General features: G+C 62.5%; 13 protein-coding genes and 3 tRNA genes. 13 read left to right on the top strand and 3 right to left on the bottom strand.

Annotated elements, in window-relative coordinates:
* Nucleotides 1–179 precede the first annotated feature (179 nt).
* From Q1L50_RS07315 to Q1L50_RS07275, 9 genes are all read left to right on the top strand, one after another.
* Complete coding sequence (locus Q1L50_RS07315) at nt 180–2,141, top strand: AMP-binding protein (RefSeq protein WP_300337144.1); 1,962 nt, start codon at nt 180–182, stop codon at nt 2,139–2,141.
* Nucleotides 2,138–2,920 carry an ABC transporter ATP-binding protein gene (locus tag Q1L50_RS07310; protein ID WP_300337142.1) on the top strand — a complete coding sequence of 261 codons (783 nt, stop codon included), beginning with the start codon at nt 2,138–2,140 and terminating at the stop codon, nt 2,918–2,920. Before Q1L50_RS07315 ends, Q1L50_RS07310 begins: the two co-directional genes overlap by 4 nt.
* 11 nt (nt 2,921–2,931) lie before the next feature.
* Complete coding sequence (locus Q1L50_RS07305; RefSeq protein ID WP_300337140.1) at nt 2,932–3,861, top strand: branched-chain amino acid ABC transporter permease; 930 nt, start codon at nt 2,932–2,934, stop codon at nt 3,859–3,861.
* A 15-nt stretch (nt 3,862–3,876) separates the two neighbouring features.
* Entirely contained in the window at nt 3,877–4,953 is a 1,077-nt protein-coding gene (locus Q1L50_RS07300) for a branched-chain amino acid ABC transporter permease (RefSeq protein ID WP_300337139.1), read from the top strand.
* Nucleotides 4,954–5,035: 82 nt separating this feature from the next.
* Nucleotides 5,036–6,373, top strand: a complete 1,338-nt coding sequence (locus Q1L50_RS07295; protein WP_300337137.1) for an ABC transporter substrate-binding protein — start codon at nt 5,036–5,038, stop codon at nt 6,371–6,373.
* 80 nt (nt 6,374–6,453) lie between these two features.
* Entirely contained in the window at nt 6,454–7,266 is an 813-nt protein-coding gene (locus tag Q1L50_RS07290) for an ABC transporter ATP-binding protein (RefSeq protein WP_300337136.1), read from the top strand.
* A gap of 143 nt (nt 7,267–7,409) precedes the next feature.
* Entirely contained in the window at nt 7,410–8,642 is a 1,233-nt protein-coding gene (locus Q1L50_RS07285; RefSeq protein WP_300337135.1) for an AMP-binding protein, read from the top strand.
* A complete protein-coding gene (locus Q1L50_RS07280) occupies nt 8,639–9,145 on the top strand; it encodes a hypothetical protein (protein WP_300337133.1) in 507 nt (168 codons plus the stop codon). The genes Q1L50_RS07285 and Q1L50_RS07280 overlap by 4 nt, the downstream gene beginning before the upstream one ends.
* Nucleotides 9,142–10,308, top strand: a complete 1,167-nt coding sequence (locus tag Q1L50_RS07275) for a CaiB/BaiF CoA-transferase family protein (RefSeq protein ID WP_300337132.1) — start codon at nt 9,142–9,144, stop codon at nt 10,306–10,308. The genes Q1L50_RS07280 and Q1L50_RS07275 overlap by 4 nt, the downstream gene beginning before the upstream one ends.
* Before the next feature lie 66 nt (nt 10,309–10,374).
* On the opposite strand, the gene Q1L50_RS07270 is transcribed toward Q1L50_RS07275, so the two are convergent.
* The 3 genes from Q1L50_RS07270 to Q1L50_RS07260 all read right to left on the bottom strand — a co-directional run bounded on the left by Q1L50_RS07270 (nt 10,375) and on the right by Q1L50_RS07260 (nt 13,469).
* On the bottom strand, nt 10,375–10,827 hold the full coding sequence (locus tag Q1L50_RS07270) for a PhaM family polyhydroxyalkanoate granule multifunctional regulatory protein (RefSeq protein ID WP_300337130.1): 453 nt from the start codon (nt 10,825–10,827) through the stop codon (nt 10,375–10,377).
* A gap of 124 nt (nt 10,828–10,951) precedes the next feature.
* Entirely contained in the window at nt 10,952–11,743 is a 792-nt protein-coding gene (locus Q1L50_RS07265; protein WP_300337129.1) for a class I SAM-dependent methyltransferase, read from the bottom strand.
* A gap of 313 nt (nt 11,744–12,056) precedes the next feature.
* Nucleotides 12,057–13,469: an FAD-linked oxidase C-terminal domain-containing protein gene (locus Q1L50_RS07260; RefSeq protein WP_300337127.1), complete on the bottom strand. Its 1,413-nt coding sequence runs from the start codon at nt 13,467–13,469 to the stop codon at nt 12,057–12,059.
* Nucleotides 13,470–13,655: 186 nt separating this feature from the next.
* Here Q1L50_RS07260 and Q1L50_RS07255 point away from each other — a divergent pair.
* The 4 genes from Q1L50_RS07255 to Q1L50_RS07240 all read left to right on the top strand — a co-directional run.
* Nucleotides 13,656–13,740 (top strand) — tRNA-Tyr (locus Q1L50_RS07255).
* Between the two features lie 47 nt (nt 13,741–13,787).
* A tRNA-Gly gene (locus tag Q1L50_RS07250) sits at nt 13,788–13,861 on the top strand.
* Nucleotides 13,862–13,898: 37 nt separating this feature from the next.
* Nucleotides 13,899–13,973 (top strand) — tRNA-Thr (locus tag Q1L50_RS07245).
* A 49-nt stretch (nt 13,974–14,022) separates the two neighbouring features.
* Nucleotides 14,023–14,171, top strand: a 149-nt coding sequence (locus Q1L50_RS07240; protein WP_300335001.1) for a GTP-binding protein, incomplete at its 3' end; no start/stop codon positions are given.

The following is a 14,171-nucleotide window of genomic DNA, read 5'->3' as shown; positions in this document are numbered from 1 at the left end:
AAACTGCCGCCAGGCTCCGTGCCGCGGTGATCGTGCTGCGGCCGGTGATCCGGAACGCGCTGCCGCATCGCACAATGATTTCCGGGAAAAACGGACTAGAATCGCGAAGCACAAGAAAGACAAGAAAAATGAGAGCGTGCCGTCAGGTTGTTGACGGTCAATGCACCGGAGGAGACAAGATGCCGGAAACTTCGTCGCCGCAAGCACTGGATACCTTTCCGCGCTTGCTGGTCAACCATGCCCATGTTCGCGGCGGCAAGCCGGCGATGCGCGAGAAGGACCTCGGTATCTGGCAGTGCTGGACCTGGCGGGACGTTGCCGACGAAGTGCGCGCGCTGGCTTGTGGTCTGGCCGAAATGGGCTTCCGGCGCGGCGAGAACGTCGCCATCGTCGGCGATAATCGCCCGCGCATGTACATGATGATGACCGCCGTGCAGTGCCTCGGCGGCGTCCCCTTGCCGCTCTACCAGGATGCGGTGGCCAACGAAATGCTGTTCGTCCTGGTCGATGCCGAAGTCCGCTTCCTGTTCGTGGAGGACCAGGAGCAGGTCGACAAGGTGCTCGAACTGGAGGAACAGTTGCCGCAACTCAGGCACCTCTTCTACGACGATGCGCGCGGCATGCGCCACTATACGCAGCCCTTCATTCACGATGTTCGCGAGTTGATCGAGATGGGGCGGATTCACAATCGAAACCACCCCGACCTGCTGGCTTCCGAAGTGGCGAAGGGTGATCCGGGCGATGTGAGCGTGATGCTCTATACCTCCGGGACGACCGGCCGGCCGAAGGGTGTTTGTCTGACGCACCACGCCTTCATCAGCGCGGCCCGCGGTGGAGTGGATTTCGACCACCTTACCGCCGACGAGGACATCCTCTCGTATCTGCCAATGGCCTGGGTCGGCGATCATCTGTTTTCGTTTGCGCAGGCGATGGTCACCGGCTTCACCATCAACTGCCCCGAGTCGGCCGAGACGGTGATGAACGACTTGCGCGAAATCGGCCCGACGTACTATTTCGCGCCGCCACGAGTCTTCGAGAACCTGCTGACGCAGGTGATGATCCGCATGGAGGACGCCAGCGCGATCAAGCAAAAGCTGTTCCACTACTTTATGGCCGTCGCCCGGCGCAGCGGTGCCGAAATCCTTGATCGCAAGCCGGTGTCCGCCGCCGACCGCCTGCTCTATGCGCTGGGCAATTTCTTGGTTTTCGGTCCGCTGAGGAACGTGCTCGGAATGAGCCGCGTGCGCGTCGCCTATACCGCCGGAGCGGCAATCGGTCCGGACCTGTTCCGCTTTTACCGCTCGATCGGAATCAACCTGAAACAGCTTTATGGCCAGACCGAAACCTGCGCCTACGTCTGCCTGCAGCCCGACGGCGAGATCAAGTTCGACAGCGTCGGCAAGCCGGCACCGGGCGTCGAAGTGAAGATCGCCGGCAACGGCGAAATCCTGGTCCGTGGCCCGATGCTGCTCAAGGAGTACTACAAACGACCTGACGCGACCGCCGAAGCCATCAACGCTGACGGCTACTTCATGACCGGCGACGCTGGCCTGTTCGACGATGACGGCCATCTCAAGATCATCGATCGTGCCAAGGACGTCGGCAAGCTGGCCGGGGGCGCCATGTTCGCTCCCAACTACATCGAGAACAAGCTCAAATTCTTCCCGTACATCAAGGAAGCGGTGGTCTTCGGCGATCGCCGCGAAATGGTCTGCGCTTTCATCAACATTGATATCGGCGCGGTCGGCAACTGGGCCGAGCGGCGCGGCCTCGCCTATTCGGGCTATACCGATCTGGCGGCGAAGCCGGAGGTCTATGGCTTGATCCAGGAATCGATCGAGCAAGTCAATTCCGAACTGGTCGGCGAAGGCCTGCTGGCCGATTCGCAGATCCATCGTTTCCTGATCCTGCACAAGGAGCTTGATCCCGACGACGACGAGTTGACCCGGACGCGCAAGGTGCGGCGCGGTTTCGTCGCCGAGAAGTATCGCGTGCTGATCGACGCGCTGTACGGCGGCAAGGACAGCCAGTTCATCGAAACGGCGGTGAAGTTCGAGGATGGGCGGCAGGGCAAGGTGGCCGCCGATCTGGTCATCCGGAACCTGAAAACCTTCGACATCGCCGGGAGGGTCGCGGCATGAGCCGGCAGATCGGCGAGGTGGTTCTCGACCTGAAAAAGGTCTCGCTGTCGTTTGGCGGCGTCAAGGCGCTGACCGACATTTCCTTCGACGTTCGCGAACACGAGATCCGCGCGATCATCGGCCCGAATGGGGCTGGCAAGAGTTCGATGCTCAACGTGATCAACGGCGTATACCGGCCGCAGGAGGGGGAAATCATCCTGCGCGGTCAGCACTTCACCAGGATGAATCCCTACAAGGCCGCCAAGGCCGGGATTTCGCGTACGTTTCAGAACATCGCCCTGTTCAAGGGGATGAATGTGATCGACAACCTGATGACCGGGCGCAACCTGAAGATCAACAGCAACCTGATTCAGCAGGCGTTCTGGTGGGGGCCCGCAAGGCGCGAGGAACTCGCGCATCGTGCCAAGGTTGAGGAAGTGATCGACTTTCTCGAAATCCAGCACATTCGCAAGACGCCGGTCGGACGCCTGCCGTACGGGCTTCAGAAGCGCGTCGACCTCGGTCGTGCGCTGGCCATGGAGCCGAGCATCCTGTTGCTTGACGAGCCGATGGCCGGAATGAATGTCGAGGAAAAGCAGGACATGTGTCGCTTCATCCTCGACGTCAACGACCAGTTCGGGACGACCATCGTGCTGATCGAGCACGACATGGCGGTGGTGATGGACATCTCCGACCGCGTTGTGGTGCTCGATTACGGCAAGAAGATCGGTGACGGCGACCCGGACGAGGTCCGCGCCAACCCGGACGTCATCAGCGCCTATCTCGGCGCCAGCCACTGAGGAGCGAGGCGATGGGTTTCTTCCTGGAAACATTGATCGGCGGGCTGATGGCCGGCATGCTGTATTCGCTGGTGGCGCTCGGTTTCGTGCTGATCTTCAAGGCGTCGGGGGTGTTCAACTTTGCGCAAGGGGCGATGGTGCTGTTCGCGGCGCTGGCGATGGCTCGTTTTGCCGAGTGGATTCCGGGCTGGTTCGGCCTTCAGGGTTCCTATCTGGGAACCGCCGCGGCCTTCGTCGTCGCCGGGGCAATGATGTTCGTCGTCGCCTGGCTGATCGAGCGGCTGGTCTTGCGTCACCTGGTCAATCAGGAGGGAGCGACGCTGCTGATGGCTACACTGGGAATCGCCTATGTCCTGGAAGGTGTCGGCTCCAGCCTGTTCGGCAACGACATCTACAAGATCGACGTGGGCATGCCCAAGGATCCGGTGTTTCTCTTCGAGGGGACCTTCGAGGGCGGCCTGCTGATCAACAAGGAAGACTTCATCGCCGCCCTGATCGCCACTGTGCTGGTCGGACTGCTGACGCTTTTCTTTCAGAAGACGACCACCGGCCGCGCTCTGCGGGCGGTAGCCGACGATCACCAGGCGGCGCAGTCGATCGGTATCCCGCTCAATCGCATCTGGGTAATCGTCTGGTGCGTCGCCGGCCTGGTTGCGCTGGTGGCGGGGGTGATCTGGGGTTCCAAGCTCGGCGTGCAGTTTTCGCTGACCACGGTGGCGCTGCGCGCGCTGCCGGTGGTCATTCTCGGCGGACTGACATCGGTTCCCGGGGCGATCCTCGGCGGGTTGATCATCGGCGTCGGCGAGAAGCTCTCGGAGGTCTACATCGGCCCGATGGTCGGCGGCGGGATCGAGATCTGGTTTGCCTACCAGCTGGCTTTGGTCGTTCTCCTGTTCAGGCCGCAAGGGCTGTTCGGTGAGAAGATCATTGACCGCGTGTAATCGGGGAGAAGGCAAGTGCTCTATAGAGAAAACGGTCAGTTCAAGACGTCATACGCCGCCGATCAGCAGATTTTTCCGATCGCCCAGGACCGTTGGGCGGTCATCGGTATCGTGCTGTTTGCTTTCATCGCGGTTCCTCTGCTGGTCGACGAGTACCTGTTCAGGGCCATTCTCATCCCCTTCCTGATCCTGTCTTTGGCCGCGCTCGGGGTGAATATCCTGGTCGGCTACTGTGGTCAGATCACCTTGGGTGCCGGCGCCTTCATGGCGGTTGGCGCCTACGCCGCGTACAATTTTCACATTCGCATCGAGGGCATGCCGCTGCTGCTCTCGCTCTTGCTCGGCGGTTTTACCGCAGCCATTGTCGGGATCTTTTTCGGAATTCCCAGCTTGCGGGTGCGTGGTCTGTATCTGGCCGTCGCCACGCTGGCGGCGCAGTTTTTCACCGACTGGGTTTTTCTGCGCATTCCCTGGTTTACCGATAACTCGCTGTCGGGCAATGTTTCGGTCTCGAACCTGCAGGTGATGGGCTGGCAGATCAACAACCCGCTCAACAAGTACCTGTTCTGCCTGGCTTTTCTGGTGGTTTTTGCGTTGCTGGCGAAGAACATGACGCGAAGTGCCATTGGCCGGCAGTGGATGGCGATCCGCGACATGGACGTGGCCGCCGAGGTGATCGGCATCCGGCCGCTATTCGCCAAGCTCTCGGCGTTTGCCGTCAGTTCTTTCTTCATTGGCACCGCTGGCGCTTTGTGGGGCTTCGTCCATCTCGCTTCGTGGGAGCCGGCGGCTTTCTCGGTCGATCGCTCGTTCCAGTTGTTGTTCATGGTCATTATTGGTGGCCTTGGCTCGATCATGGGCAATTTCTTCGGTGCTGCCTTCATCGTCATCCTGCCGATCGCCCTGAATCGTCTCCTGCCGGAGCTTGGCGACCTGATCGGGGTCGAGATATCGACCGCCGGCGTCTCGCACGCCGAGCTGATCATCTTTGGCGGGCTGATCATCTTCTTCCTGATCAAGGAGCCACACGGCATCGCTCGGCTGTGGTCGACCGGCAAGGAAAAGCTTCGGCTGTGGCCGTTTCCGCATTGACCCGCGCGGTGCGGGGCGTTTCACGCCTGTCAGGGGGTTTTTCGCAGTTGCAGCAGTTCCATTTCAATAAGAGGAGACACTCATGAACCTACGCAAGCTCGCATCGATGGCGTCGCTAAGTGCCATCGTACTGTCGTCGCTGGCGACGTTGGCAGTCGCCGCGCCAGCCAAGGAACAGTTCTTTCCGGTCCTGGTGACCCGTACCGGCCCCATTGCGCCCAATGCCACTCCCTGGGCCAATGGCTACATTGACTATCTCAAACTGGTGAATGCCAAGGGCGGAATCAACGGCGTCAAGACCGTTTTCGAAGAGTGCGAGACGGGCTACGCGACCGACCGCATCGTCGAATGCTACGAGCGCCTGAAGGGCATGCATGGTGGCGCAACGGTTTTCCAGCCGCTGTCGACTGGTGGGACTTTCGCGCTGACGGAGAAAGCGCCGGTGGACAAGATTCCGCTGATCACCGCGGGTTACGGCCGTAGTGAATCGCAGAACGGTGCCGTCTTCACCTGGAACTTTCCCTTGCTCGGGACCTACTGGGTAGGCTCTGAAGTCGCGATCCAGTATATCGCCAAGAAGTTGGGCGGTGTCGGGAACCTGAAAGGCAAGAAGATTGCTCTGGTCTACCATGACAGTCCGTACGGCAAGGAGGCCATCCCGGTACTCGAGGAACTCAGCAAGAAGTATGGTTACGAAGTCCAGCTTCTGCCTGTGGCCGCACCGGGTGTCGAGCAGAAGGCTACCTGGCTTCAGATCCGTCAGGCCAGGCCGGACTTCGTTCTGCTTTCCGGTTGGGGGGTAATGAACCTGACCGCCTTGCGCGAAGCACAGGCTACCGGCTATCCGCGCGACAAGATGCTGGGCAACTGGTGGTCAGGTGCCGAACCGGACGTCAGGGATGTTGGCGAAGGCGCCAAGGGCTACAGCGCGATGACCTTGCAGCATGGCGCCGAGCCCAATTCGAAGGTCGTCAAGGAGATCCTCGCGACGCTGCACGCCAAGGGACTGGGCACCGGACCGAAAGAGGAAGTCGGCGATGTGCTCTACATGCGTGGTCTGATTTCATCGATGCTCGCTGTCGAAGGAGTTCGCAAGGCGCAGGAGCGCTATGGCAAGGGCAAGGTAATGACGGGAGAGCAGGTGCGTTGGGGCCTGGAACATCTGGATCTTGACCAGAAGACGCTGGATGCAATGGGCTTTGCCGGGGTGATGCGTCCGGTCCAGACCTCGTGTCTCGACCATATGGGGTCGTCGTGGGTGCGCATTCATACCTGGAACGGCAAGAAGTGGGAATTCGTTTCTCCCGACTGGTACCAGGCCGATGCCAACACGCTGCGGCCGATGGTGATGCTGGCTTCCGGCAAGTACGCGGAAGAGAAGAAGCTGAAGCCCCGCACTCCCGAGGAGTGCAACAAGTAGGTCCCGGCGGACTCGTCGCGGCGAGTCCCTTGTTGGCCCTCCCGCTTGCGGGAGGGCGGCCCGCCTAGCGAAGAGACGCCATGAGCACCGCCAACATTCTTCTCCGAGTCAATAGTATCGAGGTCATCTACAACCATGTGATCCTGGTCCTCAAGGGCGTTTCCTTCAGCGTCCCCGAGGGGGGGGTGGTTGCCCTGCTGGGGGGGAACGGCGCCGGCAAGACGACAACCCTGCGCGCGGTCAGCAATCTGCTGCACGGAGAGCGTGGCGAAGTGACCAAAGGCACCATCGAATTGCGCGACGAGCGTATCGAAGCGTTGACGCCGGCGGATCTGGTCAAACGCGGCGTCATTCAGGTGATGGAAGGACGGCACTGCTTCGGCCATCTGAGCATCGAAGAAAACCTGCTGACCGGGGCCTACACGCGGAGCGACGGGAAGGGCGCAATCAACGCCACGCTGGAGAAGGTCTACTCGTACTTCCCACGCCTGAAGACGCGCCGTAGCAGTCAGGCGGCCTACACGTCGGGTGGTGAGCAACAGATGTGCGCGGTCGGCCGCGCGCTGATGGCCAATCCGCGGATGGTCCTGCTCGACGAGCCTTCGATGGGCCTGGCGCCGCAGATCGTCGACGAGGTGTTCGCCATCGTCAAGGATCTGAACCAGAAGGAAGGCGTGACTTTCCTGCTCGCCGAGCAGAACACCAACATGGCGCTGCGCTACGCAGACTTTGGCTACATCCTCGAAAACGGCCGGGTGGTGATGGAGGGTGCTGCCAGGGAACTGGCTGCCAATGAAGACGTCAAGGAGTTCTACCTCGGCTTGTCGTCGGCGGGACGCAAGAGTTTCCGTGACGCCAAGCACTATCGTCGTCGCAAGCGCTGGCTTTCGTGAACCGGCACCGGATGCCGCGCGTGCCGCGTGCGCCGACAGGCGTTCTGACAGTGGCCAGCAATTTGCACCAAATTTTCCGCTCGCACTGACCGAGCGCCTTCGCTGTCCTGCGCGAAATTTCCTGGGGTGTGAGGAACAAGCCGATGAGCTTCTATGATTCGCTGGAAACGCGTTCGCCCGAAGAGCGCGAAGCCTGGCTGATGGCGCGTCTGCCACAGCAGGTCGCGCATGCGAAACGGAGATCGCCCTATTTCCGCCGCTTGCTTGCCGAGCATGCCGCGGATTCGGTCACTTCGCGCGCGGCGCTGTCGACTCTGCCGCTGACCCGCAAGAGTGATCTGATGGAGTTGCAGCGCGCAGCGCCACCCTTCGGAGGCTTGACGGCGACGTCGCTGGCGGATCTGGCGCGGGTCTTCGCTTCCCCTGGCCCGATCTACGATCCCCAGGGTCGTGGACCGGACTGGTGGCGCTTCGCCCGGGTTCTGTTTGCCGCGGGATTCAGGGCGGGCGACCTGGTGCACAACACCTTCTCCTACCATTTCACGCCGGCCGGCTTCATGATCGAAAGTGCGGCGCAGAAGCTCGGCTGTCCGGTCTTCCCGGCCGGCGTCGGACAGACCGACATGCAGGTCCAGGCGATCGCCGACCTGAAGCCGGTGGCTTACGTCGGTACGCCGTCGTTCCTGCGCATCATTCTCGAGCGGGCTGATGAACTGGGTGCCGACGTGAGCTCTCTCCGCAAGGCCGTGGTCTCCGGAGAAGCCTTGCCGGCGACGCTGCGGAAGCTGTTCAATGACCGCGGTGTGGTCGTTCGTCAGGCGTACGCGACGGCCGACGTCGGGGTGATCGCTTATGAAACGGCGAGCGAAGATGGCTTGGTCGTCGAGGAGGACGTGCTGCTGGAGATCGTTCGTCCGGGCACCGGCGATCCGGTCGCCGAGGGTGAGGTCGGTGAGGTGGTGGTCACCGGCTTCAATCCCGACTACCCGCTGATCCGCTTTGCCACGGGCGACCTCTCGGCGGTGCTTCCAGGCGCCAGCCCCTGCGGTCGCAGCAATGTTCGCCTCAAGGGATGGCTGGGGCGCGCCGATCAGACGACGAAGGTCAAGGGGATGTTCGTCCACCCCTCGCAGGTGGCCGCCATCGTCGCCCGGCACACGGAAATCGGCCGCGCGCGTCTGGTGGTCGACAACGCAGACGATCAGGACCGCATGATCCTGCGCTGTGAGGTCGCGACGCCGTCCGACGACCTCCGGGCGGGAGTTGTGATCAGCATTCGGGAGGTCACCAAGCTGCGCGGCGAGGTGGCCTTCCATGCGCCCGGCGACCTGGTCAATGACGGCAAGGTGATCGAAGACCTTCGCAAGTACCCGTGAGGATTGGTCTCCTGGCGATCGCCGGTTGGCTGTTTGGCGCCACGGTTCTGGCTGCGGGCTTGGTGTCGCCTTCGACCTCGTCCGCCGCGTCGTCTGGCCCACAGATCGGCGACTGCGTGATCTTTCGCGAAGGTGGCGCGGGCCTGGTGCTGCGGGGCCCGACCTACTGGCTGAAAGGCTCGGTTGCCGGGATCGCCCGCGAACGCCGCCAGCTGGGCCTTTGCCCGCGGCTCGGCAAGCTGGCGTCCGCCTATACTGCTGCCGACCGGGCACTGCTGGCGGCGGCCATGCCTTGCCTGGAGCAGGAGTCGGACAGTGCTCCGATTGACGTCGAGGTGATCCGTCTGCGGGTGCGCGTCGATGATTGGGAAACGCCCTGGTCGCATCAGCACGGCACGACCGGATGGCTGTTCAGGGGGCAGTTTCTCGACCAGCCGCTGAAAAAGGGCGCGGTGATCGATATGGATGCCGCATGGCTTGAAGGTTGCGAGGCGGGTCGATGAGCGGCGGTCCCTTGCGCGGGGTGCGCGTTCTCGACCTGACACGACTGCTTCCCGGGCCGGTCGCCACACTCCACCTGGCTGACATGGGTGCCGATGTAATCAAGATCGAGGATCATGGCGCCGGCGACTACGCGCGCGTGCTGGCTGATGGACCGGATGGCGTCAGCGCCTTCTATCGCAGCGTCAATCGCAACAAGCGCGGCCTGCGCCTGGACCTCAAGCGTTCGCAGGGGCGCGAGGTGTTGCTGCGTCTGGCGCGTACCGCCGACATCCTGGTCGAGAGCTTCCGGCCGGGCGTGAGCGATCGCCTAGGCATCGGTTATCACGTGCTGCGCGCGCTCAATCCGCGGATCGTGTATTGCGCGATCACCGGCTACGGACAGACCGGGCCGCTGGCGATGGCGGCTGGTCACGATCTCAACTACATCGGCCTGGCTGGTGTCCTCGACCAGATCGGGGTAGACGGTGGTCCGCCGGCGATTCCCAATCTGCAGGTCGGTGATCTGCTGGGCGGCGCGATGACTGCCATTATGGGTATTCTCGCCGCTCTGTTTGACGCTCGGCGCAGCGGCCAGGGGCGGCTGGTCGACGTGGCAATGAGCGAGGCCGTTCTGTCCCACAACCTTTTTCCTCTGTTCGCCCTGCAGGGCGGCGGTGCTGTGCCGGCGCGCGGTACCGATCGGCTCAGCGGCGCAGACCCCGGCTACCGGGTCTATGCCACCGCCGATGGGCGCTACATGGCCGTCGCGCCGCTCGAGAAGAAGTTCTGGGAGGTCTTCTGTGAAGCGCTCGAACGCCCTGCCTGGAAAGCACAGCACGGGCAGCATGGGGCAGCCGCAGAGGCACTGTCTCGCGAAATGGAGTGTCTCTTTGCCAGCCACGATCAGGCGTATTGGGCCGACTTTTTCGCCGGGATCGATTGCTGCGTGACACCGGTACTTGATGTCGCCGAAGCCCTCGAACATCCGCAGTTCCTGGCCCGCGGCATGGCCGTTCAGGCCGATGGGATAACTCAGTACGCGCCACCGGTGAGAATGTCCGGCTGGGTGTTTGCGGTCGAGCGCTCTGCACCCGGCTGCGGCGAGCACAGCGAAGAGGTTCTGCGCGAGTCGGGATTTACGGTGATGGAGATCTGCGGCCTGCGCGATGCCTCGATCATCTGAAGCACCGTTGTGTTCGCACCCGTCGCGCGCCGAGCCTGGCTTCTGAAGCTGCTGGCGGCAGTCGTTTCAGGGCTTCGGTTCGTCCTGGGATTGCCCGTCCTTGATCGCGGCGGCCGCCTTCTGCATCTGTTCCTGCATCTGTTGCATCATCGTCCACGGCCACATCGCGGCCTGTTTGAGCCCCTCGCTACCGCCTGCCGCTCCGGGGAAGAGGGCCTGCGGGGTCTGAGCCTCGTCGCCGGCAGCGGCGCCAGGGTGTAAGTTGCTGGACATCTGACTCATCGCGCGGACGGCATTGAGCGTCACGGATTGCATCTCCAGGCCCTGAATCGTCATCTGCAGCATTGACAGGTTCATCTTCAGCCAACTCTCGACCGCCTTGAGATCTTTCACCTTCTTGTCGATCTCGTCGGCGTCGAAGGTCGGCGTTACCATGCCCGGCAGGGCGGAAAAGCCCATGCTGCCCCACATCTTCTTGGCGAAGCTCATGGGGTCTGTCATCGAGTCGTGATTGGACATTCTCGGTACTCCGGTGGTGGTGGAATCGGTCATCTTAGCAAAGATTCGCGTTCTCCGAGCGAGCGCCAACCTGCGGAGCCTCGCCCGGCCACCAGCACGTCTCGGCGAACAGCTTCCGGCGGGTTCACAAGCGGTAGCAGTACAACCGCGTCTGCCGCCCGTCGTCGACTTCGATCACCCGCTCGGCGGCGACCTCGGGTACGGCAAAGCTGTTGCTGACAAAGACGCTTCCCGGCTGCATCTCGCGCTCCAGTTTTTTCCACAATGCAGCCATCGGGGCCGGTGACAGAAAGGCATAGACGACGTTGTGAGTGGCCGTGTCGGTTCGCCACATATCGCCCCAGCGCCAGTCGCAATTGGCCAGGCCGGCGGTGCGCAGGCGGCCGACCAGCCAAGTCGCCGGCGCGTTCTCGACGCCGGTGAAGTGGGCATCGGGGCGCAGCCTGGCGAGCGGCCTCACAACGCTGCCGATCCCCGCGCCAAGGTCGAGAAAACGCATCTCGGGGAACTCGGCGGCGCACTCCGCGATGGCCGTTGCGGTCGGGAGATTGGAGAGATAGAGCGGGATCTGGCCGCCGAGCGCACCGCGATAGACCAGCAACAGTCCGGTGAACAGCAACAGGTACCAGCCGGGGTCGATGGCCAGCGTGGACGCGGCCCAAGCCAGCGGCGCAAAGAGCGCGTGGATCACCCGCCACCACCAGGCTTGGCGGGTCAGTCCAGCCAACACCAGGGCGACGCCACCGATGGCGAGAGCGGTTTGCGGCCAGGGTAGCTGTTCATTGCGCACACCGTAGTAAGGCCAGGCCAGAGTAAGTACGGCGAGTACGGCTGCCAGCTGCAGCGCCAGTTGACGAAGCTGCGGGCCGAGCAGCGGCGGGGTGGCATCCGTGGGTGCGGGCGGGGGCGAAGGCAATGCGGGGCTCCAGTTCCAGGGGGGGTCAGCGCAGTGTCAGCCGGTGGGTCTCGAGATCCTGGCTTGCTTTCGCTCGGCCAACCCGACCTGCGACTCGCGACTTCTCGATGATGAATTGTATCGCCGGTGCTCGGTTAGCCGGCGCTTGTCCTGCCCCTTGCCGACGCGCACAGCCGCTGGCGCAAGGTGTCCGGCTTGCCGTAGCGAGGCCGAAGGGCCGTGACCGAAGCGACGCAGCGGTGCGGGCGGGCCACCGAGGGCAATGGCGGTCACCGGCGTCTCCGATTTCTGCCGCGAGAGAGTCAGCTCGGTCTCAGCTTTCGTCGTCGGGCGGCAGGATCTTGCCGGGATTGAGCAGCTGCCGGGGGTCCAGCGCCTTCTTGATCGCACGCATCACCTCTACGGCGTTACGGCCGTGTTCGCGCACCATGAAGCGCGTCTTGCCGATCCCGATCCCGTGTTCGCCGGTGCACGTTCCATCCATCGCCAGAGCACGCGCGACGAGGCGGTCGTTGATCCATTCGGCTTCACGCATGTCTTTCGGGTTGCCGGGATCAACCAGTACCACGAGGTGGAAGTTGCCGTCGCCGACGTGGCCAAACAAGGCGATCGGGATCGATACCTGGGCGATGTCGTCGCTGGTGCGTTGGATGCACTCGGCCAGACGCGAAATCGGCACGCAGACATCCGTTGGAAACGACCGGCAACCCGGTTTGAGCTGCAGGCAGGCAAAGTAGGCATCGTGGCGGGCTTGCCAGAGGCGCGAGCGGTCTTCATTGCGGGTCGCCCACGCGAAATCCTCGCCGCCGAAACGAGCGGCGATTTCCTGTACCAGCTGTGCCTGCTCGCTGACTGACGCCGGACTGCCGTGGAACTCGAAGAACAACGTCGGAAGCTCCTTCAGCGCGGTGTGACTGTGGTGATTGACCGCCGACAGGGTCAGCGCGTCGAGCAGTTCGATGCGCGCCACCGGGACGCCCAGCTGGATGGTCTCGATGACCGTCTTGACCGCCGCCGCGACGCCCGGGAAAGCGGACACCGCCGCCGACATGGCCTCCGGGATCGGCTGCAGCCTGACGGTCAATTCGGTGATGATGCCGAGAGTACCTTCCGATCCGATCAACAGCCGCGTCAGGTCGTAGCCCGCCGATGACTTGCGCGCCCGGCCGCCGGTGCTGATGATCCGACCGTCAGCCAGGACGACGGTCATCCCGAGCACATTGTCGCGCATGGTGCCGTAGCGTACGGCGTTGGTCCCCGATGCGCGGGTGGCCGCCATGCCACCGAGCGAGGCGTCGGCGCCCGGGTCGATGGGGAAGAACAGCCCGCTTCCCTTGAGCGCCGCGTTCAGTTGCAGCCGCGTGACTCCTGCCTCGACGGTGGCGTCGAGATCTTCGGCGTGGATGGCGAGAATCCTGTTCATCCCGGCGAGGTCGATGGTGATGCCGCCGTGGATGGCCAGCACATGCCCCTCGACCGAACTGCCAGCACCATACGGAATCATCGGGACGCGATGGCGAAAGCACAGGCGGGCGACTTCGGCGACTTCATCGCTGCTCTTGGCAAAGAAGACGCCGTCCGGTAGCGCCGGCTGGTGCACTGACTCGTCTCGTCCGTGTTGCATGCGGATCGAATCACCCTGCGAAAAGCGGTCGCCGAAGCGATTCTTCAGATCGCTGGCAATCTCTTGCGCCAGCGGCTGGTGGCTGGGGTAGGGGCTGTTCATGGCCTCGGGATGGTCCTTTCAGTGTCGCTGACTGGCGAGGAGTAGTGGCCCGATTCTACGCGGTCGACCGCGTGCAACGAGTGAAAGAAGCGTGCAGCGGCAGGAGTTGTGCTTTATAATCCCGCCCTGCTCGAAAAATCATTTGACAGTGTTTTGATTGGGCATCAGAATTGTGGGTTCTGAGCTGGAGGGATACCCAAGTGGCCAACGGGATCAGACTGTAAATCTGACGGCTCTGCCTTCGAAGGTTCGAATCCTTCTCCCTCCACCAAATACGCCGTTGGTAATTTGATTGATCGTGCTTCGGGTAATGGTTGTGCGGGTGTAGCTCAATGGTAGAGCTGAAGCCTTCCAAGCTTATGACGAGGGTTCGATTCCCTTCACCCGCTCCACGCCGCGGCCGCAGATTTGTTCAAGGCATCTCGCGACGCCCATGTAGCTCAGCGGTAGAGCACTCCCTTGGTAAGGGAGAGGTCGACAGTTCAATTCTGTCCATGGGCACCATTCTTGGTGCTGTAGATTCATTAACTTCTAACGTCTTGAGGTACCGGTAATGGCCAAGGGAAAATTCGAACGTAAGAAGCCGCACGTCAATGTCGGCACGATTGGGCACGTTGACCACGGCAAGACCACGCTGACGGCGGCGATCACGACCATTCTGGCCAGGAAGTTCGGCGGCACGGCGAAGGCCTACGACCAGAT

This window comes from Accumulibacter sp. (assembly GCF_029255145.1).
In the GTDB taxonomy this organism is placed as follows: Bacteria; Pseudomonadota; Gammaproteobacteria; order Burkholderiales; family Rhodocyclaceae; genus Accumulibacter.
Note: the sequence above shows the minus strand (reverse complement) of the source record. Positions and strands in the feature narration are given on the sequence as shown.